We start from the raw sequence: 24,314 nt of genomic DNA on the forward strand, positions 1-24,314 counted from the left end.
GAGCTACGTATTTTGTAGGGATTTTGTATATCTTCCCTTGGTTGATCCGGCAGTCAATTTCTCCATGCACAGCAAGCGCCTTGTCAGGGCGCTTGCTGGTGAAAAAAAGCGTGCGCTTCAGTTGGCTTCGCGGATTACGATCTTCATGGCGTAACTATAAGGCGAAGCATTTTGGCGTTGTGTCAATTCGGTGCTGCACAAAAGCTCGGTCTTTCCGGTCGACCGCGTGTTGTATTGTCGTGACACCGTTGTAGTATTACCAAAAGCCAACGGTTCGTAACGCAGATAGAGTTGTGCTTCTGTTGAGAAGGTGAAGGCTCTTTCAGCACTTTTATAAGTAAATTCATGTTTTATTTTCGAACTGCGAAATATAGACTTTGCGTTGCTGATACGTCTGAGTCGATCATCGCGAAGTATGAATGACGTATAGTCGCCCGCGCCGAGATCAAACTCCTTCAGCGGCAGCTGACTGCTGTCCCAACTGGCTTTGGTCAGGGAGAAGTTTTCTCGGGTGGTGTTGTAGATATAGATCAGAACGCCGGTTTCATGGGTCATCTTACTGACGGCGCTCCATTGGATCGGCTGCTCTTTTGCAGCTTTTTCGGCATTTGCATTGAATTTTTCCACATGCCTGTGCTTTTCCAGGAACTCTTTGAGCTCATCTTTGTTTAAGCCGGACAAGTATTCTCTTGCACGGTCTATGTAACTTTTATCTTCTGTGCTCGAAATGCCGGAAATGAAGCTTTCTATATCATCCATGAAAAAAATCTCTGTGCTGAGTTGGTAATTTTTAAAAGTAACAGTGCTCAAGTTTGTTTGCATGCGAGGTGTGTAATGGTTTATGTCGTTGAGTGTTTTTTATAACTAATAAAAAAGGCCCCGGCTCTTGCGAGTCGGGGCCTTTTGTTACAACTAACTAAAGGTTACAGCGTCGGGTAGTCGAGGTAGCCGACCGGGCCTTTGCCGTAGAACGTATCCGGGTGCGGCTGGTTCAACGGCGCATCGGCCTTCAGGCGCGCCGGCAGGTCCGGGTTGGCAATGAACGGTACGCCGAATGCCACGGCGTCGGCCTTGCCGCTGGCCAGCCATTCATTGGCGCTGTCCTTGGTGAAGCGCTCGTTGGCGATGTACACGCCACCGAACGCTTCTTTCAATTGTGGGCCGAGGCTGTCGGCGCCTTCTTTTTCGCGGGAGCAAATGAACGCGATGCCGCGCTTGCCCAGTTCGCGAGCGACGTAGGTGAAGGTTTCGGCCAGGTTGTCGTCGCCCATGTCATGGGAGTCGGCGCGTGGCGCCAGGTGTACGCCGACACGGCCGGCGCCCCAGACGTCGATGGCCGCGTCGGTCACTTCCAGCAACAGGCGGGCACGGTTTTCCAGGGAGCCGCCGTAGTTGTCGGTGCGCTGGTTGGTGCTGCTTTGCAGGAACTGGTCGAGCAGGTAACCGTTGGCGCCGTGGATTTCCACGCCGTCGAAACCGGCGGCCTTGGCGTTCTCGGCACCGGTGCGATAGGCGTCGACGATGTCGGCGATTTCAGCGGTTTCCAGAGCGCGTGGAGTCGGGTAGTCGGCCAGTGGACGCACCAGGCTGACGTGACCTTTGGGTTGCAGGGCGCTTGGGGCGACCGGCGCTTCACCGTTCAGGTACGACGGGTGGGAAATACGTCCGACGTGCCACAGTTGCAGGAAGATCTTGCCACCGGCGGCGTGGATGGCTTTGGTCACGTTGGTCCAGCCACGTACCTGATCGTTGGACCAGATGCCGGGGGTGTCCGGGTAGCCGACGCCCATCGGGGTCACGGAAGTGGCTTCGCTGAGGATCAGGCCGGCGGAGGCGCGCTGTACGTAGTACTCGGCCATCAGCGCATTGGGTACGCGGCCTTCGTCGGCGCGGCAGCGGGTCAGCGGTGCCATGATGATGCGGTTGGACAGCTCGAGGTCGCCCAGTTTGATCGGATCGAAAATAGTTGCCATGAAATACAACCCTCGTGAGTTATTGAATGAATCAGTGAGTAGCAGAAGCCAGCGCGGCATTGCCGTTCTGACGGAAAGTGATCAGGGTCACCAGCAGGGCCAGCACCGCCAGAACAGCGGCGGCGAGCGGCACGCTGGTCAGGCCATAGCCGTGGGCGATGACGCTGCCGCCGACCCAGGCGCCCAGGGCGTTGCCGACGTTGAATGCGCCGATGTTCAGGGTCGAAACCAGGTTCGGTGCGTCCTTGCCGTAGGTCACGACGTTGACCTGCAGGGCCGGCACCGCGGCGAAACACGCGGTGGCCCAGAGGAACAGGGTGATTTCGGTGGGAATCAGCGCAACGCTGGTCCAGCTCAGTACGGTGGAGGTCACGGCCATGGCGATGAACACGCCGATCAGCGTTGCGGCCAGGCCTTTGTCAGCCATTTTGCCGCCGATGATATTGCCGACGGTCAAGCCCAGGCCGATGAGCATCAGGGTCCAGGTCACGCCACGGGGCGAGACGCCAGTCACTTCCCCGAGCAGCGGCGCGACGTAGGTGAACAGGGTGAAGACCGACGCGGCGAACAGCACCGTCATGCTCAGCGACAGCCAGATCCCGGCGCCCTTGAGGGCCGCCAGCTCGCTGCGCATGTCGAGTTTTTCCTCATCATGTTTCGCTGGCAGGAAACGGATCAGGCCGATCAACGCAACCACACCGATCACGGTCACTGCCCAGAAGGTCGAACGCCAGCCTTCCTGCTGCCCCAGCGCAGTGCCCAACGGCACGCCGAGAACGTTGGCCAGGGTCAGGCCGGTGAACATCAGCGCCACGGCCGACGCGCGTTTGTTGGCCGGCACCAGACTTGCCGCCACCACCGAACCGATGCCGAAGAAGGCGCCGTGGCAGAGGGCGGTGACGATCCGGGCCAGCATCAGCACGTTGTAGTCACTGGCGATGGCGCAGAGCAGGTTGCCGATAATGAAGATGCCCATCAGCGCGACCAGGGCGGCCTTGCGCGGCAGCTTCGAGGTCGCCATGGCCATGAACGGTGCACCGATGGCCACGCCCAGGGCGTAACCGGTCACCAGCCAGCCAGCACCGGGAATCGACACCCCGAGATCGGCCGCCACATCGGGCAGCAGGCCCATGATGACGAACTCGGTGGTGCCGATGGCGAAGGCGCTCAAGGCGAGTATGAGAAGCGAGAGGGGCATCGTTTAATCCTTTTGGCTGGCTGACGTTAAGGGTCAGAGCTTTTCACTGAGGGTGCTGAGGAACGCCTGGATCACGTCCTCGTTACGTTTGAAAAAGTGCCATTGGCCGACTTTGCGGCTGCTGACCAGGCCAGCGCGTTGCAGGGTTGCCAGGTGGGCCGAGACCGTGGATTGCGACAGGCCGCAACGCTGGTCGATCTGCCCGGCGCAGACGCCGTGCTCATTGCTGTGGGACTGGTCGGGAAATTCGACGGTGGGGTCTTTCAGCCAGTGCAGGATGTCTCGCCGTACCGGGTGCGCCAGGGCTTTTATTATTTCGTCGAGGTTGAGGTTCATGGTTGAGTGCTCGTGATGTGTGTAGCGCTATATCGCGATGGGGCGAACTTTAAATCGGTATTTCGCGATATACCAATATGATTTCGATCTGATGACCGAGTAAATCGGTATATCGAGTTATAACGATATGTGAGGTGTATCGATACTCCGGCGCGGTGCTAAGCTGCGCCCATGAACTATCTCGCACATTTACACCTCGGTGGCCAGCGCCCCGGTCAACTGCTCGGCAGCCTGTATGGCGATTTCGTCAAAGGGCAGCTGCAGGGACAGTTTGCCCCGGAGGTCGAGGCGGCTATCAGACTGCATCGCCAGATCGACGTGTTTACTGACCGCCATCCGTTGGTCGACACGGCGTTGGGGCGCTTCTCCCATACCCGGCGGCGTTACGCCGGCATCGTCCTCGACGTGTTTTTCGATCACTGTCTGGCCCGTGACTGGACGCTCTACGCCGACCGGCCACTGGCGCAGTTCACGTCCGACGTGTACCGCGCGCTGTCCAGTGAACGGCAGTTGCCCGAACGCCTGGCGAAGATCGCGCCGCACATGATGGCCAATGACTGGTTGGGTTCGTATCAGCAGTTCGAAGTGCTGGAGCAGGTGCTGCGCGGGATCTCCCGACGCCTGAGCCGACCTGAGGAACTGGCGGGAGCGATGCAGGAATTGCGGCGGTTGTATGAACCGTTGAGTGAGGACTTCGCGCTGTTCTATCCGCAGCTTCAGGATTTTGCGCAAAACACCGAATCACAAAGCGCCTGAAGGCGGGAGCGGGCGAGTCGCACGCCGCTCCCACAAGTCGATACCTGTTTCAGGCCGCGATAGCCGGGCGCATCGGTGCCTGTTGGGTTTCCGGAATCGAACCGAACAATGCTTTCTGCACCGCCTGCTGTGCCTCGAAGGCCAGCGCAGCGCGCTCGCGGCCCTGGCAGGCAATCGGCTTGAGCAAATGAATCTCCACGTCGCCGCAATCATTGCTGAACAAACGCATCAGGTGCGACAGCAGATCGTCATCGCCAATGAACGGCGCCAGGGTATCGATTTCACCTTCGCGCAGATAACGGATCGCCACCGGTTGCAGCTTCACCTCGGAGTCGATCGCCGCCGACAGCAGGCGACCGTGAAAGGTACGCAGCGAACGACCGTCGGTGGTGGTGCCTTCGGGGAACATCAGCAGAGCATGTTCGGTTTGCAGATGGCGCGTCATCTGTTTGCGGATCAACTGGCTGTCGCCCGAGCCGCGACGGATGAACAGGCTGCCGGCCTTCGCCGCCAGCCAGCCGGCCACCGGCCAGGTGCGCACTTCGGCCTTGGACAGAAACGACAGCGGCGTGAGCATGCCCAGCAGCGGAATGTCGGTCCACGAAACATGGTTGCTGACCCACAGCATCGGCTGTTTCGGCAGCTCGCCCTGCACGGTCACGCGAAAGGGCAGGGCGTTGGTCAGGCGGGCCATGAAGAACCGCGACCAGCGCTGGCGCCGTTCCATCGAATGGGCCAGGCCCAGGCGTTCGAACACACCGAAGACACTGGCCATGCTCAAGCCCAGCGTCACCACCAGCAGCACTCGCGCGATCCGCGCGTACACCCGCAGGCGGCTCATTACACCGCCGCCTTGAAGTGCTTGGCGTAACGCGGGCAGAGTTCATCGCGCTTGAGCAGGATGAACACGTCGGCGACCTGGAAGTCTTCGTCCCAGCACGGCTCGCCGCAGATTTTCGCGCCCAGACGCATGTAGGCCTTGAGCAGCGGCGGCATTTCGGCGATCACGTTGGACGGGATATCCAGGCTCGGCAGCGGCTTTTTCGGTTCGGCGCGCAGGTGTTCGGTGCACAGATAACGTTCGCGCAGGCGCTGCATGATCGCGTGGGCCTGAATCCCGCCGTCCTGCATCGGGATGCTCGCGCAACCCATCAGGTAGCTGTAGCCACCCTGGTTCAACACTTCGGCCAATTCGCCCCAGAGCACGGCGATGGTGCCGCCGTTGCGGTACGCCGGGTCGACGCAGGTGCGGCCGATTTCGAGGATCGGGCCTTGCAGATGAGCCAGGCCGTGCAGGCTGAACTCTTCTTCGCTGTAGAACTTGCCGAGGCTGCTGGCGGCGGCGTGATCGAGCAAGCGGGTGGTCGCCACCAGGCGCCCGGTATTCAAATCACGCACACCAATGTGGGTGCAGTGAACATCATAGTCATCCATGTCCAGACCCAGCTCGGCGCCTTTCAGCTTGGCGTTGAACTCGCCGCTGAACACGTTGAAGCGCAAGGCCTGGGCTTGCTGCAAGGCTTCGGCGCCGATCAGGCGTTCGGCTTGCAGGCGGCGTTCATTGCCGGTGTCGCTGATGCGGGCGATCTGAGTCATTTGAATCTCCGTACGGGCCTTTAACCCGTCGTGGGTTGCAGCCGATCGACTTTCTTTATGCAGCCGTGTTGTGCAAAGTCAGGCTATGTAGCCCCGGTGTCATCGCCATGAATGTTTGGTGATGCTTATATGACAGCCCCCAAGGAGCCTCTTATGCCCTGGCCAGACTTGCTTCAAAGCCGTGAACGTTTGCCCGCCGTCGCTGATCTGGCGGAGGGTTTTGCGACGTTGTTGCATCAGTTGGGCAACGTCTCGCCGTTCGAACTGGCGGTGGCGGGCGGACGGCGGATGGCGACGCCGGGGCTGGCATTTCTGGTGGGCTATCAGGCGGCATTGCGCATGTTGTGGCCGAGTGCGCCGTTGAGCCTTGGCGCGCTGTGTGCGACCGAGCAGCGCAGTCTGCGACCGGCGGACATGCAGACCCGGCTGACGGATCTGCGTCTGAGTGGCCGCAAGGATTTCGTCACTGCCGGCGATGCGGCGGACTGGCTGCTGATCGCCGCGCGCAGCGAGGAGCCTGGCGAAACACCGCGCCTGAGCCTGGCGGTGGTGTATCCCGGCGAGCCTGGCGTGCAGGTGGAAAAACTCCCGGCGCTGCCGTTGATGCCCGACGTCAGCCACGGTCGCCTGCATCTCGATGGTGCGATGTGCGAGTTGCTCGCCGGGGATGGCTGGGATGCGTATGTGAGGCCGTTTCGTACCCTGGAAGATGTGTATGTGCTGAGCGCGATGACGGCCTGGTTGTACGGCGTCGGTCAGGACAGCGACTGGCCCCAGGCGCTGCAATTGCGTCTGCTGGCGCTGTTGGCCGGGTGTGCGGAGATGAGCCGCCAGGCTCCGAACAATCCGGCGGGGCATGTGCTTCTGGGTGGGTTGTTTGCCCAGTTCGACTCGCTCAAGGCTGAGATCGATCAGGCCTTGGCCGAGGGCAGTCCGGAGTGGGCGGTGATGTGGCAGCGCGATCAGTCGGTGATGCAACTGGCTTCGGGCGCGCGGGCGAAGCGGTTGGCCAAGGCGTTGGCGGTGGACTGACGGGCGTCTTCGCGGGCAAGCCCGCTCCCGCATTGGAATGTGTTGCTTTGGTGGGCGTGGGCTTGCCCGTGAGGGCGGCCTCACAGACTCCCCCGGCGATCCCCAATCTGTCATCAATCCCGGCTAGTCTCAGCAGCTTTTCTCCAAGAGCCCTCGTCATGTTCAAAGGCTTGTTCCTGTTTCTGCTGTTGATCAGTTGCACGGTTCAGGCCCAATCATGGCCCGGAGAGCAGTGGCCGGTCGGCCCGAAACCCTCAGGCACTGCGCTCGACGCGCTGGAGGCCTACGCGTTCCCTCCACGTGACGACAACACCCGTCAGGGCATCCGCACCGATGCCTTGCTGGTGATCCGCGACGGTCAGATCCTCTACGAACGCTACGCCGGCCCGACCCGCGTCGACACCCCGCACCTGACCTGGTCGATCAGCAAAAGCCTGATGGCCACGGTGCTGGGTGTGGCGTATGGCGAAGGCCTGTTCAAACTGGATGATCCGGCGGTGAAATTTTACCCGGCGCTGGAAAAGCACCCGACGATCACCATGGCCGATCTGCTGCACTGGGCGTCAGGGCTGGACTGGCAGGAAGACTACGAATACGCCCCGCTGAAATCCTCGGTGGTGGCGATGCTCTACACGCGCGGCCATCGCGACATGGCGGCGTTCACCGCCGATCACGACCGCTACGCCGCGCCGGGGCAGGCGTTCCGTTATTCGAGCGGCGATAGCAATCTGTTGGCGGCGACGCTGAAAACCATCGTCGGCCCGTCGCGTTATCCGGACTATCCCTGGACAGCGCTGTTCGAGCCGCTGGGCATCCACAACGCGGTTTGGGAAACCGATGCCAAGGGCACGTTTGTCGCCTCGTCCTACGCCTACTTACGGGCAAGGGATCTGGCGCGAATCGGCCTGCTGATGGCACGGGACGGACGCTGGGGCGAGCGGCAATTGCTGCCCAGGGACTGGGTGGCGTTCAACCTCCAGCCGTTTGCCGGCTACAAGGCCCATCAGGACGAAGCGGTGCCCGGCGGCCAGTGGTGGCTCAATCGCCCGGCGGATGGCGCACCGTCGCCCTGGCCCGATGCACCGCCCGATACCTTTGCCGCCCTCGGCCACTGGGGCCAGGCGTTGTATGTGATCCCCAGCGAAAAACTGGTGATCGTGCGCTACGGCGATGATCGTGACGGCGGCTACCGGCACAACGAATTGCTCAAACGCGTGCTGGGGGCGGTGCGGCCATGAAACTGTTCAAACGCATTCTGCTGGTGCTGTTGCTCGTGCTGCTCGGCTGGATCTGGCATGAACGGGAGGCGTTGTGGGCGTTCCCGGACATCATCAGCGCCTACACCGCCAAGGAATATTGTTCGTGTCGTTATGTCATGAACAACGATGCCGAATACTGTCGCGGGTACGTGAAGCAATGGCTGCCGACCAGCGGATTCACCGATGATGCGGTGAGCAAAACCGTCACCGTCAGCGGCATGGGGCGCAGCAACAGCGCGGGATGGACCGGCGAGCATCAAGGCTGCCGCCTGCAACCCTGACAGCACAAATCTCCCACGGTTTTGTGTTGCGCTTGCGGTGTACAGAAGCCATCGCTGGCAGTTAATGTTCGGCTCAGGTTTATTCGCCCCACGAGTCTTGAATGTTCAACCGCTCCCTTTGCACCGCCATCGCCGGCCTGCTGTTGAGTGCCGCTGCGCTGCCGGCCCAGGCCAACTGGTATCTGGACGGCGAGTCGTCGCGGCTGTCGTTCGTCAGTACGAAAAACGCCAATATTTCCGAAGTGCAACGCTTTCTGGTGCTGCACGGCAAGGTCGATCCGAACGGTCAGGCCGAAGTCGAAGTCGAGCTGGACTCGATCAACAGCGGCATCCCGCTGCGCGACGAGCGCATGCGCAAGGAGCTGTTCCAGATCGAGCAATTCCCCGAAGCGACCATCACCACCCAGATCGACCTGCGCCCGATCAACGATCTGGCACCCGGCGCGCAACTGGAACTGCGCCTGCCGCTGACCGTCAACCTGCACGGCAAACAACATGAATACCCCGCCGAACTGCTCGCCACCCGTCTCGATGACCGGCGCTTCCAGGTGGTCACTCTCGAGCCGCTGGTCATCAACGCCGAGGATTTCGACCTGGCGCCGGGGCTGGAAAACCTGCGCAAAATGGCCGGCCTGTCGGCCATCAGTCTGTCGGTGCCGGTGGGTGCGGTGCTGATCTTCACGGCGCGCTGACATGCGCGGCGCGGTGTTTCCATGGCGTGACGGCAACCGTTTCGAGCTGCTGATCGACGGCCCGCAATTCTTCCCGCGCATGCTCGATGAAATCCTCAACGCCCGCGAGCAGATCGAACTGGAGCTGTATCTGGTGGAGGCCGGCGCCTGTGCCGAAACCATCGTTCAGGCGCTGGTGCTGGCGGCCGAGCGCGGCGTGCGGGTGCGTTGTCTGTTCGATGATTACGGCAGCCTCGCGTTTACCCTGAACCTGCGTCAGCGCCTGACCGGTGCCGGGGTCGAACTGCGTTTCTACAACCGGCTGAACTGGCGCCGCTGGGTCGGCAATTTTTATCGCGATCACCGCAAGCTGTTGCTGGTCGACCAGCGCCTGGCGGTGGTTGGAGGGACCGGGGTTACCGATGAGTTCTGGACGCCGGGCCACGACACCAGCGAGTGGCACGAAGTCATGGTGCATATCACCGGCCCGCTGGTGCTCGACTGGCAGTTGCTGTTCGACCGCCAATGGATCGCCAACCGCCATCGCCGGGCGTGGAAACCTTCGGCGAACTTCGGCCTGCCACGGCTACCCCGGGTGCCGGACACGGGTGAGGGCATGGGCCGCGTGGCCTACGCCGACGCCCGTCAGCACCGCGACATTCTGCAATCGCTGTTCCGCGCGCTGAACAGCGGCCAGCAGCGGATCTGGCTGGCGACGCCGTACTTCCTGCCGACCTGGAAAATCCGCCGCTCCCTGCGCAAGGCCGCCGCCCGAGGCATCGATGTGCGCCTGCTGCTGACCGGGCCGCGCACCGATCACCCGTCGGTGCGCTACGCCGGGCATCGCTACTACCCGCGATTGCTCAAGTCCGGTGTGAAGATCTTTGAATACCAGCCGTGTTTCCTGCACCTGAAAATGGTCCTGGTGGACGATTGGGTGAGCATCGGCTCGTGCAATTTCGATCACTGGAATCTGCGCTTCAATCTGGAGGCGAACCTGGAAGCGCTGGATCCGCAACTGACGGCGGACGTGGTGGCGAGTTTCGAGCGGGACTTTGCCCAGAGTCAGCAGGTGAGCCTGGAAGAGTGGCGGCGCCGGCCGTTGTGGCGACGGGTCAAGCAGCGGGTGTGGGGCTGGGTGGACCGGTTGGTGGTCAACCTTCTGGATCGGCGGGGCTAGCAGCCCCATTCAAAACCCGACTGTGGGAGCGGGCTCGCTCCCACAGTTTTATGGATTAGAGCAACTCGAAGCTCTGCTGCTTCACGTCCTGGGAGTCCAGGCCGATCTGCACATTGAACTTGCCAGGCTCGGCCGCGTACTTGAGCTGGGCGTTGTAGAACTTCAGGTCATCCTCGGTGATGGTGAAGTGCACGACTTTCTGCTCGCCCGCCTTGAGCATGATCTTCTGGAAGTTCTTCAACTCCTTGACCGGACGGATGATCGAGCCGGTGACGTCCTGAATGTACAACTGCACCACGGTTTCGCCGTCACGCTTGCCGGTGTTCTTGACCGTGACGCTGGCGTCGAGCTTGCCGCTGGCGTTCAGGGTGGTCGAGGACAGCGCCATGTCGTTCAGGCTGAAATCGGTGTAGCTCAGGCCGTAGCCGAACGGGAACAGCGGCCCGGTGGTGTCATCGAAATACTGCGAGGTGTAGTTGCCCGGTTTGCCCGGCGTGAACGGCCGGCCGATGCTCAGGTGGTTGTAGTAGGTCGGAATCTGGCCCACGGAGCGCGGGAAGGTCACCGGCAGTTTGCCCGACGGGTTGTAGTCGCCGAACAGCACGTCGGCGATGGCGTTGCCGCCCTCGGTGCCGCTGAACCAGGTTTCCAGAATCGCATCGACCGAAGCGTTTTCTTCCAGAAGCGTCAGCGGACGGCCGTTCATCAGCACCAGCACCACCGGTTTGCCGGTGGCTTTCAGCGCACGGATCAGCTCGCGCTGGTTTTCCGGGATGTTCAGGTCGGTACGGCTCGACGATTCGTGGGACATGCCACGGGACTCGCCCACGGCGGCGACCACCACGTCAGCCTGTTTGGCCGCTTTCACCGCTTCGTCGATCAGCACGTTGGCCGGGCGCGGGTCATCGACCACTTCCGGGGCGTCGAAGTTGAGGAAGTTCAGGTAGTCGAGCACTTTCTTGTCGCTGGTGATGTTGGCACCACGGGCGTAGATCAGGTTCGCCTTGTCGCCGATCACCGAGCTCATGCCGTCGAACAGGGTGACCGATTGCGCCGGTTTGCCGGCGGCCGCCCAGCTACCCATCATGTCGATCGGCGCCTTGGCCAGCGGGCCGACCAGGGCGACTTTCGCGGTTTTCTTCAGTGGCAGGGTTTCGTTCTGGTTTTTCAGCAACACCAGGCTGCGGCGGGCGACGTCACGGGCGTCGGCGCGGTGCAGGCGGCTGTCGGCGTAAGTGTCGGCCGGATCGTCCTCGGCCTTGCCGATACGCAGGTACGGGTCCTTGAACAGGCCCATGTCGTATTTGGCCGCGAGGACTTCGCGCACGGCGTTGTCGATGTCTTTCTGCTCGATCTCGCCGGACTTGAGCAGCCCCGGCAGCTCTTTGCCGTACAGGGTGTCGTTCATGCTCATGTCGATGCCGGCCTTGATCGCCAGCTTCGCCGCTTCCCGACCGTCGCGGGCGACGCCGTGCTTGATCAGCTCGAAGATCGCGCCGTGGTCGCTGACCGCCAGGCCCTTGAAGCCCCAGTCCTTGCGCAGCAGATCGTTCATCAGCCAGGTGTTGGCGGTGGCCGGGATGCCGTTGATCGAGTTCAGCGCCACCATCACGCCACCGGCGCCGGCATCGATCGCGGCGCGGTAGGGCGGCAGGTAATCCTGGTACATCTTCACCGGGCTCATGTCCACGGTGTTGTAGTCGCGACCGCCCTCGACCGCGCCATACAGGGCGAAGTGCTTGACGCTGGCCATGATGCTGTCAGCGTTGCTCGGAGTGTCGCCCTGGTAGGCCTTGACCATGACCTTGGCGATACGCGAGGTCAGGTAGGTGTCTTCACCGAAACCTTCGGAGCTGCGGCCCCAGCGCGGGTCGCGGGAAACGTCGACCATCGGCGCGAAGGTGATGTCAAGGCTGTCGGCGGCGGCTTCTCTGGCGGCGATGCGCCCGGAATGGCCGATGGCGTCCATGTCCCAGCTCGAAGCCAGGGCCAGTGGAATCGGGAAAATCGTACGGTGGCCGTGGATCACGTCGTACGCGAAAAACATCGGAATCTTCAACCGGCTGCGCATGGCCGCGTCCTGCATCGGACGGTTTTCCGGGCGAGTGATCGAGTTGAACGTGCCACCGATGTTGCCGGCGGCGATTTCCTTGCGGATCAGCTCGCGGGGCATTTCCGGGCCGATGCTGATCAGACGCAACTGGCCGATCTTCTCTTCGAGGGTCATTTGCTTCATCAGGTTACTGATGAAGGCGTCCTTGTTTTCCAGGGGCACCGGGGATGTGGCGGCCAATACTTGATGACTGGCCAGGCTGACGAACAGACCCAGCAAACACAGCTTCTTCATGAATATTTTTCTCGAGGGCGCAAACGGCAGTGCAACGCCGGCCAGCCAAAATTTAGGGAGCGACTATTGTTGTTCGGGTGCTGATGCAAAAACGTAAAGCCGAATTAACCCCGCCAGATTCGGCGACGTGATCGCGCAGGGCCTCTTTTTAGCCCATTGGCCCGCTGCAATCCAGTGGCGCGGCCGATTATGCCCCAACAGTCGGCTGAGAATGTTTCGCGATTCATTTTTCATGAAATGTGCAAGGGAGCACCCGTCCGATGAATGTCAGTCCAATCTATCGCTCGCGCCTGCAGGTCGCCACTTTGCTGGTACTGGCCACTTTGCTGACCGCCTGTGGCATCAACAACATTCCGACCCTCGACGAACAGGCCAAGGCTGCCTGGGGCCAGGTGCAGAACCAGTACCAGCGGCGTGCCGACCTGATCCCGAATCTGGTGGAAACGGTCAAGGGCTACGCCAAGCATGAAGAGGCGACCCTGACCGCCGTGATCGAGGCGCGGGCCAAGGCAACGTCGATCCAGGTCGACGCCAGCACCCTGGACAACCCGGAAAAGCTCAAGCAGTTCCAACAGGCCCAGGATCAGTTGACCGGTGCCTTGAGCCGGTTGATGGTGGTGTCCGAGCAATATCCGGATCTGAAGGCCAACCAGAACTTCCTCGCCCTGCAATCGCAACTTGAAGGCACCGAGAATCGTATCGCCGTGGCCCGGCGCGATTTCATCCTCGCGGTGCAGAAGTACAACACCGAGATCCGTACCTTTCCCGGCCTGCTCTGGCACAAGGTGATGTACAGCGATCTGCCGGTTCGCGAGACCTTCGAAGCCACCAGCCCCGGCGCGGACAAGGCTCCGGAAGTGAAGTTCTGATCCGAGGTTGCCCATGCGTGTGTTGAAGATGGGCCTGGTGCTGATGCTGTGGCTGTTCGCCGTCAGCGCCCGGGCCGAGTTGACGTTTCCGGCGCTGACCGGGCGGGTGGTGGATCAGGCGCAGATGCTCGATCCGTCGGTGCGCGCGCAACTGAGCCAGCAGTTGCAGGCCCACGAGCAGGCGACCGGCGAGCAACTGGTGGTGGTCACGTTGCCGGACCTGCAAGGCACCAGCATCGAGGATTACGGCGTCCAGCTCGGTCGGCACTGGGGCATCGGGCAGAAAGACAAGAACAACGGCGCGCTGCTGATCGTCGCCCGGGACGAGCGCAAGCTGCGCATCGAAGTCGGTTACGGGCTGGAGGATCGGCTCACCGATGCGCAGAGTTCGGTGATCATCCATCAGGTCATCACGCCGGCCTTCAAGAGCGGCAATTTCAGCAAGGGCATCAGCGACGGCGTGGCGGCGATGCTGGTGGTGCTGGGCGGTAATCCGCTGGACGAGCCCTCGACGGTGTATGAATCGGCCGGCGATCCGACGGACGATTTCGTCTCGCGTCATCCGGCGTTGTTCGTGTTTTTGGTGATGTTGTTCATCCTGACTGTTTTTGTCTGCCAGATGCTCGGTATCCTTCCCGCCGGCCGTGGCGGCTCCGGTGGTTCGGGAGGCGGATTCGGCGGTGGAGGTTTCGGAGGCGGCGGTGGAGGCGGGGGCTTCAGCGGCGGCGGAGGCAGTTTCGGCGGGGGCGGGTCGTCCGGCGGCTGGTGAGATAACAACAATAGCGAACAGGCATTTCACGACATGGCATTACTGACTGAACACGAACAGCGCAAGGTCGCCGAGGCCATCGCCCGGGTCGAGCGCGATACCGACGCGGAGCTGGTGACGGTGCTGGCGGCCCGCGCCGATGACTACGCCTACATCCCGCTGCTGTGGGCCAGCCTGCTGGCGCTGGTGGTGCCGGGCGTCGTCCACTACCTGACCGGGTGGCTGACCCTGCGCAGCCTGTTGCTGGTGCAGTGGGGGCTGTTCATCGTGCTGTGCCTGGTGTTTCGCCTGCCGAAGATCACCACTCATCTGGTGCCGCGCCGGGTCCGGCACTGGCGCGCCTCGAACCTGGCGCGCCGGCAGTTTCTCGAACAGAACCTGCACCACACGGTCGGCAGCACCGGGATGCTGATTTTTGTCTGCGAGGCCGAGCGTTATGTGGAAATCCTCGTGGACGAAGGGATTTCCGGACGGCTGGACAACAAATGCTGGGATTCGATTGTCGCGGCGTTTACCGAGCAGGTGCGCCAGGGGCAGACGTTGCAGGGATTTGTGACCTGTATCGAGGCGTGCGGCGAATTGCTCAGGGTGCATGTGCCGGTGACGCAGGTGAGGAACGAGTTGCCGAATCGGTTGGTGGTTTTGGGGTAGTTTCTGAATGCCCTCACCCGGAGGGTGAGGGGGCGCCTTTCAGGACCACTGAGTAAATAACTGCGTGTCCCAAACCTCCATCCCCCCTAAAATACCCGCCATTCCCGTTTCGCCCCGCCCGAGGCTGTTTTTTTCATGTCTGTCACCGCCCCCACCGCTAAACCCGCGCCAGATCACTACGCCCAGTTCATCGAATTGCTGCAGACCAGCCTCGAACAGAACGGCTTTATCAAACTGGTGCTGGCCAAGTACGTCGGCGAAGAAGCCGATCTGCAGCGGATCATCATCAAGCCGGTGACGGTCAAGGCGCAGCCCTGCCTGTCCTTCGTTTATCGCTACAAGACCCGTGACATCACCAAGAACCTGCCGCTGGCCGAAGGCGTCGAAAGCATCGCCGCGCTGCTGCCGGCCGCGTTCAAGAATGCCCATTTGCTGGCGCTGAGCGACGAAGCCCAGCTCGAATACAGCAAAAAGGGCAAGAGTTCGCTGTTCAAGAGCAAACCCCAGCAATTGCGCGAAGCGCCATCCGCCGAGCATAACCGCGAGAAAAACCGCTTCCTCGAACTGAGCCGGCCGTTTCTCAAGGACCTCGGCGTGACCAACGCCCAGCAGGAATTGATTCCGGCGATGTCGCGCAAGTGGAAACAGATCAACAAGTTCATCGAAGTGTTCAGCCACGCCCTGACCTCGTCACCGCTGGCCCTGGACAAACCGGTGCGGGTGGCGGATTTCGGTTCGGGCAAGGGTTACCTGACGTTCGCCATCCACGACTACCTGCGCAACACCCTGAAGGCCGAAGGCGAGGTCACCGGCGTCGAGCTGCGCGAAGAAATGGTCAACCTGTGCAACGTCGCCGCGCAGAAGCTGGAACACCCGGGGCTGGTGTTCAAGTGCGGTGATGTGCGCAGCGTGGCGCCGAGCGAACTGGAAGTGATGATCGCCCTGCATGCCTGCGACATCGCCACCGACTACGCGATCCACACCGGCATCCGCTCCGGTGCGTCGATCATCATGTGCTCGCCGTGCTGCCACAAGCAGATCCGCCTGCAGATCCAGAGCCCGGCGCTGCTCAAGCCGATGCTGCAATACGGTCTGCATCTGGGCCAACAGGCGGAAATGGTCACCGACAGCCTGCGCGCGTTGTTCCTCGAGGCCTGTGGTTACGAGACGAAGGTGTTCGAGTTCATCTCCCTGGAACACACCAACAAGAACAAGATGATTCTCGCCGTCAAACGCGCCGAGCCGGTGGACCCGGCCCGGTTGCTGGTGAAAATCCAGGAGCTGAAGGAGTTCTACCACATCAGCGAGCACTGCCTGGAAAGCCTGCTGCGGGCGGACGGTTATCTGGCCTGATCAGGCCGTGGCGGTGCGGGCGGGGCGCACAGTGGTCTTGCGACCGAGCATGACGGTCGCAATCACGCCGCAGGCAAACACCCAGGTGATCGGCTCGACATGTTCACCGAAGAACAGCGCCGAAAACGCGATGGTGAAGAAGATCTGCAACAACTGGATCTGACTGACCCGGGCGATGCCACCCATGGCCAGCCCGGCGTACCAGGCGAAGAATCCGATGAACTGCGAGAACAGCGCCACGTAGCCAAAGGCCCACCAGGTCTTGGCCGACACCGCGCCATGATGCTGCACGGCCAGATACCACACCGGGCCGATCAGCAGCGGCGTCGACAGCACCAGCGCCCAGCAGATCACCTGCCAGCCGCCCATCTCTTTGGCCAGTCGGCCACCCTCGGCGTAACCCAGGCCACCCACCGCGATCGCGCCGAGCATCAGCAAGTCGCCGGCCTGAATGCTGCCGGCGCCGGTGTACAGCGCATACCCGAGCACCAGCGCACTGCCCAGCGCCGCGCAGGCCCAGAAGGCTTTCGACGGCCGTTCATGAGACAGCCATGCGGCGTACAGCGCCACGCACAGCGGCTGCAAACCGTTGACCAGCGCCCCGTGAGAGGCCGGCAGCGTCTGCATGGCCCACGCTGACAGCACCGGAAACCCGAGGATCACCCCGGCGATCACCAGGCTCAGGCCTTTGATTTGCGCCCAGGTCGGCCATTTCTCGCGGCGCCACAGCAACAGCAACGCCGCCGGAATCGCCGCGAACAACGCGCGGCCCAGGCCGTTGAGCAGCGGGTGCAGTTCCTGCACCACGATGCGGGTGAAGGGCAGGGTGAGGCTGAAAATCACAACCCCGAGCAGGCCGAGGGCCATGCCGGTGTTCTCGCGTGAAGACATGATGGCAACCAGAAATCGAAGGTGGCAGGGAGGTGTCTTCATCTAGCCACAAACCGCAGCCGGGCCGCTGCTACAGCTAGGCACGGACTGATCGGTACAGTTTGCGCAGGCCTTCGCGGGCAAGCCTGTTCCCACAGGAATTACGTCGTTTTCAAAGCCGCCGTGCCAGATAACGACTACTTTGAATACTCCAACGCATTTCCCAGAGGAGTCCGCCCCATGGCCGCGAAGAAGATCCTGATGCTGGTCGGCGATTACGTCGAAGACTACGAAGTGATGGTGCCGTTCCAGGCCTTGCAGATGGTCGGGCACATCGTCCACGCCGTGTGCCCGGACAAGGCCGCCGGCAAGACAGTGCGCACGGCGATCCACGACTTTGAAGGCGACCAGACCTACAGCGAAAAACCCGGTCACCTGTTCGCCCTGAATTTCGATTTCGCCAAGGTCAACGCGGCGGATTACGACGCGCTGCTGGTGCCGGGCGGTCGTGCGCCGGAATACTTGCGGCTGAACGAAAAAGTCCTGGAACTGGTGCGCGCCTTCGACCAGGCCGGCAAACCGATTGCCGCCGTTTGTCACGGTGCGCAACTACTGGCGGCGGCGGGGATTCTCGAAGGTCGTGAGTGCAGCGCCTATCCAGCCTGTGCCCCGGAAGTACGCCTGGCCGGCGGGACGTACATCGACATCCCGGTGACCGACGGCCATGTCCAGGGCAACCTGGCCACCGCTCCGGCCTGGCCGGCGCACCCGAACTGGCTGGCAGGGTTCCTTGGCCTGCTGGGCACTAAAATTACCCTTTGACCCGTCGATAAGGAGCAGCAGCATGTCCGGATGGTATGAATTGAGCAAAAGCAGCAACGGCCAGTTCAGGTTCGTGCTGAAAGCGGCGAATGCCGAAACCATTCTGACCAGCGAGTTGTACACCACCCGCAGCGCCGCCGAAAACGGCATTGCCTCGGTGCAGGCCAACAGTCCGCTGGATGAGCGCTACGAGAAAAAACTGACGAAGGACGGCCATCCGTACTTCAACCTCAAGGCCGCCAACCACCAGATCATCGGCGGCAGCGAGTCCTATTCTTCCGACCCGGCCTGTGACAAAGGCATCGCCAGCGTCAAGGCCAACGGGCCGACGAAGACCATCAAGGACAAGACTTTGCCTGTACTCTGATCCTGTGTGGGAACAACAGTCTCGGGCATGCAACACAGTGCAATATGGGAGCGGGCTTGCTCGCGAAAACGGTGTGTCAGGCAACGTCGCCGTCGCCGGACACTTCCTCTTCGCGAGCACGCCCGCTCCCACAGGTTTCAGCGCAGGACGTTGAGCAATTCTTGCAGTTGACTGCGCCCGGCCTCGCTCAGCGGGAACACCGGCAGGCGCGGATCGCCCGCTTCCAGGCCGGTTGCCCGCAAACCGGCCTTGATCGTCGCCGGCAATCCACCCTTGAGGATGAAGTCCAGCAGCGGCAACTGGCGGTAGAACAGCTCCCGCGCCTTGCCCAGGTCACCGGCCAATGTGGCTTCGTACAGATCCAGATTGAGTTGCGGGATCAGGTTCGGCGCCGCCGTACACCAGCCTTTGGCCCCGGCAGCGAAGGCTTCCAGCGCCAGCGGATTGCAGCCGTTGTAGAACGGAATCTGCCCATCACCGAGCAATTGCAGCTTGTGCATGCGCTGGATGTCGCCGGTGCTTTCCTTGACCATGGTCACGTTTTCCACGCTGTTGACGATGCGCAGAATCAGTTCGACCGACATGTCGGTGCCGCTGGTGGCCGGGTTGTTGTAGAGCATGATCGGCACGCCGATGCTGTCGCCGATGGCGCGGTAATGGGCGAGGATTTCCGCTTCGCTGAGTTTCCAGTAGGACGCCGGCAGCACCATCACCACGTCGGCGCCGTGGGCTTCGGCGAAGCGCGCGCGACGCACGGCTTTGGCGGTGGTCAGGTCGGATACGCTGACCACGGTCGGTACGCGTCGGGCGACATGCCTGATGCTGAATTCGGCGACCTGATCCCACTCGGCGTCGCTCAGGTACGCGCCTTCGCCGGTGCTGCCCAGCGGGGCGATGGCGTGGACGCCGCTTTCGATCAGGCGGTCAATGGAGCGGCCGAGGGCGGGCAGGTCGAGCCCCTCGCCGTTGGCGCCGAACGGGGTGATGGTGTAGCCGATGATGCCGTGAAGGTTGGACATGGACGTGTCTCCGTGAAAAAGGGTTTCAGTTCAGGCAATCGGCGTGTTGGCGCAGGTTCTGCCGAGCGTAGTAGTTGAACGCGGCGGCGTGGCGCTTGGGTTTGGACACCCAGTCATGGGCTTCGCGTCCCAGTTCGGGAATGATCGGCTTGATCGTCCCGGCGGCCATCGCCAGCAATTGCAATTTGGCTGCGCGCTCGATCAGTTGCGCGATGACACAGGCTTCCTCGATGGTTGCCCCGGTCGACAACTGGCCGTGGTGCGAGAGCAGGATCGCCCGTTTGTCGCCCAGCGCCCCGGCAATCAGTTCACCTTCTTCGTTGCCCACCGGCACCCCCGGCCAGCCTTCGAGAAACGCGCAGTCTTCGTACAGCGGACACAGGTCCATGTGGGAAATCTGCAACGGCACTTCCAGCATCGACAGGGCGGCAACATGGGTCGGGTGGGTGTGGATGATGCAGTTCACGTCCGGTCGGGCGCGGTATACCCAACTGTGGAAACGATTCGCCGGATTGGCCATGCCATGACCTTCGAGCACGTCGAGGTCTTCGTTGACCAGCAGCAGATTGCTCGCGGTGATTTCATCGAAACCCAGGCCCAGTTGCTGGGTGTAGTAGGTGCCCGGCTGCGGGCCGCGTGCGGTGATCTGCCCGGCCAGGCCCGAGTCGTGACCGTTCTCGAACAGGATCCGGCAGGTCAGGGCCAGCTTTTGCCGGTCTGTCCACGTATTATCCGCCAGGGTGTTTTGCATCTGGGTCAGCGCCTGCTTGACCAGTTGCTCTTTGGGTAGTGCTAATGTCTTGGCCATATCGGTTGTCCTTTGGATCGTTCAATGGACGTCGGATTTGCCGTTGCACCGTTGCTCGCAAGGTTCCCGGTGTACGCAAATGACACTAAAGAGGCTATATGACACAAAGTGTCATTGGCAAGCACGAATCGTCGCTTCCTTGATGGAATAACCGCTGCGCATGTCTATCCGTTTGAAATTATTGAGAAAAAAACTTGGCGTAACCCTTGAGGCGCTGGCGGAAAAATCCGGCATGACCAAGAGTTATCTGTCGAAAGTCGAGCGCGGTCTGAATACTCCGTCGATTGCCGCCGCGCTGAAACTGGCGAAAGCGCTGAACGTGAAAGTCGAGGAACTGTTCTCCGAAGACAACGTCAGCCTCGACAGCTACAGCCTGGTGCGCAGCCACGAGCGTCAGTCACTGGCGGCCAACGATCAGAGCCCCGGTTATGCGGTGCTGGCGCATCAGGTCAGCGAGCGCAGCCTGTTGCCGTTCATCATCTACCCGCCGAGCGAGTTCACCGACAAGACCTTCAAGGAGCATCTGGGCGAGGAATTCCTGTTCGTCCACGAAGGCCGGGTCGAAGTGGATTTCATGAACGAGCGGGTGCTGCTGGAGCGGGGCGATGCGTTGCATTTCAATGCGCAGAAGCCGCATCGGCTCCGCTCGGTGGGGGAGGTTCAGGCGCAGTTGCTGGTGGTGGTGCATAGCGCCGAGGAATGAGGGTACTGCGCCCGGTCGACCTCAAACCTCGACCGGAACCGCCAGTTTCGGATTCCCCAACGCATGGCTCTTGGAGTCAAAGAACCGCAGCTCAACCCCGGTCCCGTCAAACAGCTTGGTGTAGTAGCGCTTCTGGTGCTGAATGAACGCCGCGCTGCGTGGATAGATCGAGATCGCCACGGTCTTCGGCTTCGCCAGGCGCAAGGCACGGACGAGGTGGCTGTCCTGCTCGCCGAGGGCATGGCCGAAGATGCACAGGTTGTCGCCATGGCTCAGTAACTGGTCGTGGCAGAACGACAAGTAGTCCGAGCTGCGAATGGTCTTGAGTTTGTCCGCGCTCGGCCCTTCGTTGACGAACAGCGGTACGTCGTCGAGGGTCTTGAGGGTGTTGTTGATCGCGAAATTGCCCAGCAGCGTGCCCTCGGTGGAGGTCAGCTTGCGCGCGGTGCCGTCCTGATTGCGCACCAGGTGCAGGCCGCCGTGCAGGTACAGCAGACGGGTTTTTTCGCTGGCGCTTTCGCACAGGTCGAAACTCGCATCGGGGCCGTTGAACAGGTCGTCGATGGCGTCGCCGTTGTGTTGCACGGCCCAGTAATTGAGCAGGTCGTAATTGGTGGTGAACACCGTGCGATAGCGCGCCAGTTCTTCGTTCAGCGTCGCCAGGGTCGAGGCTGCGATCAGCCGCCATGGAATGTGTACCGCATGCACTGTGTTGATCAGCGCTTCCTTGATCGCGTAGTAACGGTTGCGCGGTGCCGCCGAGCTGACGGCCAGTGCCTTGTTGACCCGGCTGGTGACTTTCAGCGCGCCGAGCACCTGCTCGAAACTGCGCGTCTGCATCGCGTCGAACACGCTCAGTTCCGACGGGCTCAGCGGTTTCTCTTCCACCGTGCGGGCGTTTTCGAACAGCGAGTCGTAGCCGAAATCGTCCCACACCGCACGGCTGGCGCCGTTGCCCACCAGCAAGCCGCTGAAGGCGATGGCCGCGCGCAGGGCGCTCCAGTCTTCAAGTGTGGCGTCGACATCCAGAAAATCGGTCATGCGCGGCAAGTCTCAAAACAAAGGGGCTGATGGGCGGCGACTTTATCACGAGCGGGCATTGAGCCAGATCAACATCCGCCGTGACCGATCGGTCGATGCTGTGTGCATCCGCCGGATCGCGGTAGTCGAAACGGCCTCAGTCAGGAGACGCGCGCATGAGCAGCACCTTTTTCATTCCCGCCGTAAACATCATGGGCAGCGGCTGCCTGGACGAAGCCATGGATGCGATTCGCAACTACGGATTTCGCAAGGCGCTGATCGTCACTGACGCCGGTCTGGCCAAGGCCGGCGTGGCGACCCTGATCGCCGAGAAACTGGCGATGCAGGACATCGACTCGGTGGTGTTCGACGGCGCCAAGCCGAACCCGAGCATCGCCAATGTCGAGGCCGGCCTGGAGATGCTGCGACTGCATCGCTGCGATTTTGTGGTGTCCCTGGGCGGCGGTTCGCCCCACGACTGCGCCAAGGGCGTTGCCCTGTGTGCGACCAACGGCGGGCAGATCCGCGACTACGAAGGTGTCGATCGATCGGCCAAGGCGCAATTGCCGCTGATCGCGATCAACACCACCGCTGGCACCGCCAGCGAGATGACTCGCTTTTGCATCATCACCGACGAGAGCCGCCACGTGAAAATGGCCATCGTCGACCGCAACGTCACGCCGCTGCTGTCGGTGAATGACCCGGCGCTGATGGTGGCGATGCCGAAAGGTCTGACAGCCGCGACCGGCATGGACGCACTGACCCACGCCATCGAAGCCTACGTGTCCACCGCCGCCAATCCGATCACCGACGCCTGCGCATTGAAGGCGATGACCCTGATCAGCAACAACCTGCGCCTGGCGGTGCGTGACGGTCACGACCTCGCCGCGCGGGAAAACATGGCCTACGCGCAGTTCCTCGCCGGCATGGCGTTCAACAATGCGTCCCTCGGGTATGTCCATGCGATGGCGCACCAGTTGGGCGGTTTCTACGACTTGCCCCACGGGGTCTGCAACGCGGTGCTGCTGCCCCATGTGCAGACGTTCAACGCGCTGGTGTGTGCGGATCGGCTCACCGATGTGGCGCATGCGATGGGCGCCGACATCCGTGGTTTCAGCACGGAGGAGGGCGCGCAAGCGGCCATCGGCGCGATTCGTTGCCTGGCCAGGGACGTCGATATTCCCGGCGGCCTGCGCGACCTCGGCGCCAAGCTCACCGACATCCCGGTGCTCGCCACCAACGCCCTGAAAGACGCCTGCGGGCTGACCAATCCACGGGCGGCGGATCAGCGCCAGATCGAAGAGATTTTCCGCAGCGCGTTTTGAAGCGGGCAGGGTTTGGATGAACGGGTTTATGCTGCGCGTTCGTCCGAGCTGCCATTGCCGAGTCCTGCATGCTGCAAAGAAGCCTGATCCGCCGCCTCGACCTGATTACCCTGCAACTGTTCGTCGCCGTCCACGAAGAGGGCACGCTGACCCGCGCGGCCGCCCGCGAAGCCATCGCGGTATCGGCGGCCAGCAAGCGCCTGATGGAGCTGGAAGAGGCGCTGGGCATCAGCCTGTTCATGCGTCAGGCCAAGGGCATGACTCTGACGCCGGCCGGCGAAACCCTGTTGCACCATGCCCGGCAGATGCTGTTCAACGTCGAGAAAATGGGCCTGGAACTGGGCGAACACAGCCACGGCGTGCGCGGTTACGTGCGGATGCTGGCGAACCTGTCGGCGATCATTCAGTTTCTCCCCGAAGACCTGCGCGACTTCTCCGCCCGTCATCCGCAGGTCAAGACCGACCTTGAAGAACGGCCCAGTGACGGGGTCATCAAGGGTGTGCTCGATGGCGTCGCGGACTTCGGTATCTGCTCCAGCGACAGCGATATCAAGGGCCTGCACAGCGTGCTCTATCGCCAGGACAAACTGGTGGTGGTGATGTTGCCGGAACACCCGTTGGCCCCGCGCGAGTCGCTGGCCTTCAGCGAAACCCTCGACAGCGATTACGTCGGCCTGCACGCCGCCAGTTCGATCAACATGCGCACCCACGCCGCCGCGCGCCAGGCCGGTAAAGTCCTGCGCATCCGCATCCATGTGCCGGGTTTCGACGCGGTGTGCCGGATGGTCCAGGCCAACATGGGCATCGGCATCCTGCCGCAACGGGCCTATGAATTGTTCGGCCGTGCGCTGGGGCTGACGGCGGTGCCGTTGACCGATGACTGGTCGGATCGTGCGTTGATCATGGTGGTGCGCGACGAGGCCAAGTTATCGCCGGTGAGCCGGGTGCTGTTCGAGCATTTGCGCGGGCAGGATTGAGGGCCGTTCTGTGTGTGCCGCGAACTGTGTGGAAGTGGGGCAGCCCACGCACGCGACCGTCTGTTCTGCGCATCTCCGGCGGGCGTTCGCATTTCGCGAACGCCCGTTGCCGAGTGAAGGTTGGATTGCTTC

At 61.9% G+C, this 24,314-nt stretch carries 26 protein-coding genes; 15 read left to right on the forward strand and 11 right to left on the reverse strand.

All coding sequences use genetic code 11. From position 1 onward, the window contains the following. Positions 1–117: 117 nt before the first annotated feature. From N8H74_RS19130 to N8H74_RS19145, 4 genes are all read right to left on the reverse strand, one after another. Positions 118–759, reverse strand: coding sequence for a hypothetical protein (locus tag N8H74_RS19130; RefSeq protein WP_262149489.1), 642 nt, complete (start codon positions 757–759; stop codon positions 118–120). A 164-nt stretch (positions 760–923) separates the two neighbouring features. After that, the gene (locus N8H74_RS19135; protein WP_262149491.1) at positions 924–1,973 is read right to left on the reverse strand and encodes an alkene reductase; all 1,050 of its coding nucleotides are present in this window, start codon (positions 1,971–1,973) and stop codon (positions 924–926) included. A 31-nt stretch (positions 1,974–2,004) separates the two neighbouring features. Continuing rightward, entirely contained in the window at positions 2,005–3,171 is a 1,167-nt protein-coding gene (locus N8H74_RS19140) for an MFS transporter (protein WP_217831483.1), read from the reverse strand. 33 nt (positions 3,172–3,204) lie between these two features. Further along, on the reverse strand, positions 3,205–3,507 hold the full coding sequence (locus N8H74_RS19145) for a helix-turn-helix transcriptional regulator (RefSeq protein ID WP_262149494.1): 303 nt from the start codon (positions 3,505–3,507) through the stop codon (positions 3,205–3,207). Between the two features lie 171 nt (positions 3,508–3,678). On the opposite strand from N8H74_RS19145, the gene N8H74_RS19150 reads away from it, so the two are divergent. Further along, on the forward strand, positions 3,679–4,263 hold the full coding sequence (locus tag N8H74_RS19150; protein ID WP_217831481.1) for an ACP phosphodiesterase: 585 nt from the start codon (positions 3,679–3,681) through the stop codon (positions 4,261–4,263). A gap of 49 nt (positions 4,264–4,312) precedes the next feature. On the opposite strand, the gene N8H74_RS19155 is transcribed toward N8H74_RS19150, so the two are convergent. Beyond that, positions 4,313–5,104 (reverse strand): lysophospholipid acyltransferase family protein, encoded by a 792-nt coding sequence (locus N8H74_RS19155; RefSeq protein WP_217831479.1) that lies wholly within the window; start codon positions 5,102–5,104, stop codon positions 4,313–4,315. Then, positions 5,104–5,859, reverse strand: a complete 756-nt coding sequence (olsB, locus tag N8H74_RS19160) for an L-ornithine N(alpha)-acyltransferase (protein ID WP_217831478.1) — start codon at positions 5,857–5,859, stop codon at positions 5,104–5,106. The genes N8H74_RS19155 and olsB overlap by 1 nt, the downstream gene beginning before the upstream one ends. 153 nt (positions 5,860–6,012) lie before the next feature. Here olsB and N8H74_RS19165 point away from each other — a divergent pair, with 153 nt between their 5' ends. From N8H74_RS19165 to N8H74_RS19185, 5 genes are all read left to right on the forward strand, one after another. Further along, positions 6,013–6,891, forward strand: a complete 879-nt coding sequence (locus tag N8H74_RS19165; protein ID WP_262149498.1) for an acyl-CoA dehydrogenase family protein — start codon at positions 6,013–6,015, stop codon at positions 6,889–6,891. 158 nt (positions 6,892–7,049) lie between these two features. Further along, positions 7,050–8,129: a serine hydrolase gene (locus N8H74_RS19170; RefSeq protein ID WP_262149500.1), complete on the forward strand. Its 1,080-nt coding sequence runs from the start codon at positions 7,050–7,052 to the stop codon at positions 8,127–8,129. Beyond that, positions 8,126–8,431 (forward strand): amidase, encoded by a 306-nt coding sequence (locus N8H74_RS19175; RefSeq protein ID WP_262149502.1) that lies wholly within the window; start codon positions 8,126–8,128, stop codon positions 8,429–8,431. Before N8H74_RS19170 ends, N8H74_RS19175 begins: the two co-directional genes overlap by 4 nt. Before the next feature lie 101 nt (positions 8,432–8,532). Further along, positions 8,533–9,123, forward strand: coding sequence for a YceI family protein (locus N8H74_RS19180; RefSeq protein ID WP_262149504.1), 591 nt, complete (start codon positions 8,533–8,535; stop codon positions 9,121–9,123). 1 nt (position 9,124) lies between these two features. After that, the gene (locus N8H74_RS19185; RefSeq protein WP_262149506.1) at positions 9,125–10,282 is read left to right on the forward strand and encodes a phosphatidylserine/phosphatidylglycerophosphate/cardiolipin synthase family protein; all 1,158 of its coding nucleotides are present in this window, start codon (positions 9,125–9,127) and stop codon (positions 10,280–10,282) included. A 55-nt stretch (positions 10,283–10,337) separates the two neighbouring features. Here the strand turns inward: N8H74_RS19185 and bglX are convergent, their stop codons facing one another. Next, positions 10,338–12,629: a beta-glucosidase BglX gene (bglX, locus tag N8H74_RS19190; RefSeq protein WP_262149508.1), complete on the reverse strand. Its 2,292-nt coding sequence runs from the start codon at positions 12,627–12,629 to the stop codon at positions 10,338–10,340. Between the two features lie 260 nt (positions 12,630–12,889). Here bglX and N8H74_RS19195 point away from each other — a divergent pair, with 260 nt between their 5' ends. From N8H74_RS19195 to N8H74_RS19210, 4 genes are all read left to right on the forward strand, one after another. Beyond that, on the forward strand, positions 12,890–13,498 hold the full coding sequence (locus N8H74_RS19195) for a LemA family protein (protein ID WP_262149510.1): 609 nt from the start codon (positions 12,890–12,892) through the stop codon (positions 13,496–13,498). Between the two features lie 13 nt (positions 13,499–13,511). Then, positions 13,512–14,267, forward strand: a complete 756-nt coding sequence (locus N8H74_RS19200; protein WP_262149511.1) for a YgcG family protein — start codon at positions 13,512–13,514, stop codon at positions 14,265–14,267. Between the two features lie 33 nt (positions 14,268–14,300). Continuing rightward, the gene (locus N8H74_RS19205) at positions 14,301–14,918 is read left to right on the forward strand and encodes a TPM domain-containing protein (protein ID WP_262149513.1); all 618 of its coding nucleotides are present in this window, start codon (positions 14,301–14,303) and stop codon (positions 14,916–14,918) included. Between the two features lie 135 nt (positions 14,919–15,053). Beyond that, complete coding sequence (locus N8H74_RS19210) at positions 15,054–16,271, forward strand: SAM-dependent methyltransferase (protein WP_262149515.1); 1,218 nt, start codon at positions 15,054–15,056, stop codon at positions 16,269–16,271. On the opposite strand, the gene N8H74_RS19215 is transcribed toward N8H74_RS19210, so the two are convergent. Further along, entirely contained in the window at positions 16,272–17,162 is an 891-nt protein-coding gene (locus tag N8H74_RS19215; RefSeq protein ID WP_262149517.1) for a DMT family transporter, read from the reverse strand. It lies immediately after the preceding gene. Positions 17,163–17,381: 219 nt separating this feature from the next. On the opposite strand from N8H74_RS19215, the gene N8H74_RS19220 reads away from it, so the two are divergent. Together N8H74_RS19220 and N8H74_RS19225 are read left to right on the forward strand one after the other, a co-directional pair. Further along, positions 17,382–17,963, forward strand: a complete 582-nt coding sequence (locus N8H74_RS19220) for a DJ-1/PfpI family protein (protein ID WP_217831465.1) — start codon at positions 17,382–17,384, stop codon at positions 17,961–17,963. 22 nt (positions 17,964–17,985) lie between these two features. Continuing rightward, positions 17,986–18,330: a YegP family protein gene (locus tag N8H74_RS19225; RefSeq protein ID WP_262149518.1), complete on the forward strand. Its 345-nt coding sequence runs from the start codon at positions 17,986–17,988 to the stop codon at positions 18,328–18,330. A gap of 137 nt (positions 18,331–18,467) precedes the next feature. Here N8H74_RS19225 and N8H74_RS19230 read toward each other — a convergent pair whose 3' ends face one another. Both N8H74_RS19230 and N8H74_RS19235 read right to left on the reverse strand, forming a co-directional pair. Next, positions 18,468–19,349, reverse strand: a complete 882-nt coding sequence (locus N8H74_RS19230) for a dihydrodipicolinate synthase family protein (protein ID WP_262149519.1) — start codon at positions 19,347–19,349, stop codon at positions 18,468–18,470. 25 nt (positions 19,350–19,374) lie between these two features. Further along, complete coding sequence (locus N8H74_RS19235) at positions 19,375–20,157, reverse strand: aldolase (protein WP_262149520.1); 783 nt, start codon at positions 20,155–20,157, stop codon at positions 19,375–19,377. A gap of 160 nt (positions 20,158–20,317) precedes the next feature. Between N8H74_RS19235 and N8H74_RS19240 the strand changes: the two genes are divergently transcribed. After that, entirely contained in the window at positions 20,318–20,860 is a 543-nt protein-coding gene (locus N8H74_RS19240) for an XRE family transcriptional regulator (RefSeq protein WP_217831461.1), read from the forward strand. A gap of 21 nt (positions 20,861–20,881) precedes the next feature. Here N8H74_RS19240 and N8H74_RS19245 read toward each other — a convergent pair whose 3' ends face one another. Continuing rightward, positions 20,882–21,901, reverse strand: coding sequence for a DUF4917 family protein (locus N8H74_RS19245; protein WP_262149521.1), 1,020 nt, complete (start codon positions 21,899–21,901; stop codon positions 20,882–20,884). Between the two features lie 155 nt (positions 21,902–22,056). Here N8H74_RS19245 and yiaY point away from each other — a divergent pair, with 155 nt between their 5' ends. Both yiaY and N8H74_RS19255 read left to right on the forward strand, forming a co-directional pair. Further along, complete coding sequence (gene yiaY / locus N8H74_RS19250; protein WP_262149522.1) at positions 22,057–23,205, forward strand: L-threonine dehydrogenase; 1,149 nt, start codon at positions 22,057–22,059, stop codon at positions 23,203–23,205. 68 nt (positions 23,206–23,273) lie between these two features. Beyond that, the gene (locus N8H74_RS19255) at positions 23,274–24,182 is read left to right on the forward strand and encodes a LysR family transcriptional regulator (RefSeq protein ID WP_262149523.1); all 909 of its coding nucleotides are present in this window, start codon (positions 23,274–23,276) and stop codon (positions 24,180–24,182) included. Positions 24,183–24,314: the final 132 nt, after the last annotated feature.

The sequence above is a fragment of the Pseudomonas sp. B2M1-30 genome, assembly GCF_025447575.1.
Lineage (GTDB): Bacteria > Pseudomonadota > Gammaproteobacteria > Pseudomonadales > Pseudomonadaceae > Aquipseudomonas > Aquipseudomonas botevensis.

What these genes read in the sequence shown, in the direction of transcription:
- N8H74_RS19185 (WP_262149506.1), top strand. Translation starts at nt 9,125, where the DNA reads ATGCGCGGCGCGGTGTTTCCATGGCGTGACGGCAACCGTTTCGAGCTG.
- N8H74_RS19240 (WP_217831461.1), top strand. Translation starts at nt 20,318, where the DNA reads ATGTCTATCCGTTTGAAATTATTGAGAAAAAAACTTGGCGTAACCCTT.
- olsB (WP_217831478.1), bottom strand. Translation starts at nt 5,859, where the DNA reads ATGACTCAGATCGCCCGCATCAGCGACACCGGCAATGAACGCCGCCTG.
- bglX (WP_262149508.1), bottom strand. Translation starts at nt 12,629, where the DNA reads ATGAAGAAGCTGTGTTTGCTGGGTCTGTTCGTCAGCCTGGCCAGTCAT.
- N8H74_RS19145 (WP_262149494.1), bottom strand. Translation starts at nt 3,507, where the DNA reads ATGAACCTCAACCTCGACGAAATAATAAAAGCCCTGGCGCACCCGGTA.
- N8H74_RS19235 (WP_262149520.1), bottom strand. Translation starts at nt 20,157, where the DNA reads ATGGCCAAGACATTAGCACTACCCAAAGAGCAACTGGTCAAGCAGGCG.
- N8H74_RS19170 (WP_262149500.1), top strand. Translation starts at nt 7,050, where the DNA reads ATGTTCAAAGGCTTGTTCCTGTTTCTGCTGTTGATCAGTTGCACGGTT.
- yiaY (WP_262149522.1), top strand. Translation starts at nt 22,057, where the DNA reads ATGAGCAGCACCTTTTTCATTCCCGCCGTAAACATCATGGGCAGCGGC.
- N8H74_RS19150 (WP_217831481.1), top strand. Translation starts at nt 3,679, where the DNA reads ATGAACTATCTCGCACATTTACACCTCGGTGGCCAGCGCCCCGGTCAA.
- N8H74_RS19165 (WP_262149498.1), top strand. Translation starts at nt 6,013, where the DNA reads ATGCCCTGGCCAGACTTGCTTCAAAGCCGTGAACGTTTGCCCGCCGTC.
- N8H74_RS19200 (WP_262149511.1), top strand. Translation starts at nt 13,512, where the DNA reads ATGCGTGTGTTGAAGATGGGCCTGGTGCTGATGCTGTGGCTGTTCGCC.
- N8H74_RS19195 (WP_262149510.1), top strand. Translation starts at nt 12,890, where the DNA reads ATGAATGTCAGTCCAATCTATCGCTCGCGCCTGCAGGTCGCCACTTTG.
- N8H74_RS19230 (WP_262149519.1), bottom strand. Translation starts at nt 19,349, where the DNA reads ATGTCCAACCTTCACGGCATCATCGGCTACACCATCACCCCGTTCGGC.
- N8H74_RS19220 (WP_217831465.1), top strand. Translation starts at nt 17,382, where the DNA reads ATGGCCGCGAAGAAGATCCTGATGCTGGTCGGCGATTACGTCGAAGAC.
- N8H74_RS19255 (WP_262149523.1), top strand. Translation starts at nt 23,274, where the DNA reads ATGCTGCAAAGAAGCCTGATCCGCCGCCTCGACCTGATTACCCTGCAA.
- N8H74_RS19175 (WP_262149502.1), top strand. Translation starts at nt 8,126, where the DNA reads ATGAAACTGTTCAAACGCATTCTGCTGGTGCTGTTGCTCGTGCTGCTC.
- N8H74_RS19180 (WP_262149504.1), top strand. Translation starts at nt 8,533, where the DNA reads ATGTTCAACCGCTCCCTTTGCACCGCCATCGCCGGCCTGCTGTTGAGT.
- N8H74_RS19205 (WP_262149513.1), top strand. Translation starts at nt 14,301, where the DNA reads ATGGCATTACTGACTGAACACGAACAGCGCAAGGTCGCCGAGGCCATC.
- N8H74_RS19210 (WP_262149515.1), top strand. Translation starts at nt 15,054, where the DNA reads ATGTCTGTCACCGCCCCCACCGCTAAACCCGCGCCAGATCACTACGCC.
- N8H74_RS19155 (WP_217831479.1), bottom strand. Translation starts at nt 5,104, where the DNA reads ATGAGCCGCCTGCGGGTGTACGCGCGGATCGCGCGAGTGCTGCTGGTG.
- N8H74_RS19130 (WP_262149489.1), bottom strand. Translation starts at nt 759, where the DNA reads ATGGATGATATAGAAAGCTTCATTTCCGGCATTTCGAGCACAGAAGAT.
- N8H74_RS19225 (WP_262149518.1), top strand. Translation starts at nt 17,986, where the DNA reads ATGTCCGGATGGTATGAATTGAGCAAAAGCAGCAACGGCCAGTTCAGG.
- N8H74_RS19135 (WP_262149491.1), bottom strand. Translation starts at nt 1,973, where the DNA reads ATGGCAACTATTTTCGATCCGATCAAACTGGGCGACCTCGAGCTGTCC.
- N8H74_RS19245 (WP_262149521.1), bottom strand. Translation starts at nt 21,901, where the DNA reads ATGACCGATTTTCTGGATGTCGACGCCACACTTGAAGACTGGAGCGCC.
- N8H74_RS19140 (WP_217831483.1), bottom strand. Translation starts at nt 3,171, where the DNA reads ATGCCCCTCTCGCTTCTCATACTCGCCTTGAGCGCCTTCGCCATCGGC.
- N8H74_RS19215 (WP_262149517.1), bottom strand. Translation starts at nt 17,162, where the DNA reads ATGTCTTCACGCGAGAACACCGGCATGGCCCTCGGCCTGCTCGGGGTT.